Origin of the sequence: Acidovorax sp. Leaf73 (assembly GCF_916855635.1) — a bacterium.
Lineage (GTDB): Bacteria > Pseudomonadota > Gammaproteobacteria > Burkholderiales > Burkholderiaceae_C > Acidovorax > Acidovorax facilis.
In genome coordinates this window covers 1-1,295 of the sequence record NZ_CAKASI010000015.1, presented here as the reverse complement: position 1 = coordinate 1,295, position 1,295 = coordinate 1, and the positions used below count along the sequence as shown (strand labels likewise).

Here is a 1,295-nt window from a genome sequence, read left to right as displayed (position 1 = left end):
GACATCACAGACCGCAAGCGCGCAGAACAAGAAATCGAGCGCCTGGCCTTCTTCGACGCCCTCACAGGCCTGCCCAACCGCCGCCTGCTGCTGGACCGCCTGCAGCGCTCCATCGCCGCCTGCCAGCGCACCAAGAACCTCGGCGCCCTGCTGTTCATCGACCTCGATAACTTCAAAGACCTCAACGACACCCTGGGCCACGACATGGGCGACCAGCTCCTGTCCCAGGTCGCCACCCGCCTGGTGGGCAGCGTGCGCGAAGCCGACACCGTGGCCCGCTTTGGCGGCGACGAATTCGTCGTCATGCTCGAAGCCCTGGCCCCCGACCTGCAAGACGCCGCCACCCAGGCAGAAACCGTGGCCGAGAAACTCCTGGCCAGCCTGAACCAGCCCTTCGAACTCGACGGCGCTCAGCACTACAGCACCCCCAGCATCGGCATCACCCTCTTTGGCGACGAACGCCTCACGGTGGACGAACTCCTCAAACGCGCCGACCTGGCCATGTACCAGGCCAAGGCCGCAGGGCGCAACACCCAGCGCTTCTTCGACCCCGACATGCAAGCGGCCGTCAACGCCCGCTCCAACCTGGAAGCCGACCTGCGCCAGGGCCTGGCCCGGGGCGAACTGCTGGTGCACTACCAGCCCGTCGTGGACCACCAATCCCAGCTCATGGGCGCAGAAGCCCTGGTGCGCTGGCGCCACCCCCAGCGCGGAATGATCAGCCCCGGCGACTTCATCCCCCTGGCCGAACAGACCGGCCTGATCCTCCCTTTAGGCCAATACGTGCTGCAAACCGCCTGCGAACAACTGCAGCGCTGGGGCCAGCACGAAGCCACCGCCCACCTGTCCATCTCGGTCAACGTCAGCGCCCGGCAGTTCAGGCAACCGGGCTTCGTGGCCGAAGTGCTGCAGACCCTCAAGAACCACCACGCAGACCCCCGCAAACTCAAGCTCGAACTCACCGAAAGCCTGCTGCTGGGAGACATCGAAGACACCATCGCACGCATGGTGCAGCTCAAGAGCGAAGGCGTGGGCTTTGCGCTGGATGACTTTGGCACCGGCTACTCATCGCTCTCCTACCTCAAGCGACTGCCCCTGGACCAGGTCAAGATCGACCAGAGCTTTGTGCGGGACGTGCTGACGGACCCCAACGACGCGGCGATTGTGCGGACCATCCTGGCGCTGGCCAAGAGCCTGGACCTGGAGGTGGTGGCCGAGGGGGTGGAGACGACGGGGCAGCTGAGTTTCCTGAGGCTGCATGGGTGTGAGGGGTTTCAGGGGTATCTGTTTGGGCG

General features: G+C 65.3%; 1 protein-coding gene. It reads left to right on the top strand.

Annotated elements, in window-relative coordinates:
- Positions 1 to 1,295 (top strand): bifunctional diguanylate cyclase/phosphodiesterase (locus LPA35_RS26040; RefSeq protein ID WP_228900253.1); only part of this gene is annotated, 1,295 nt, incomplete at both ends.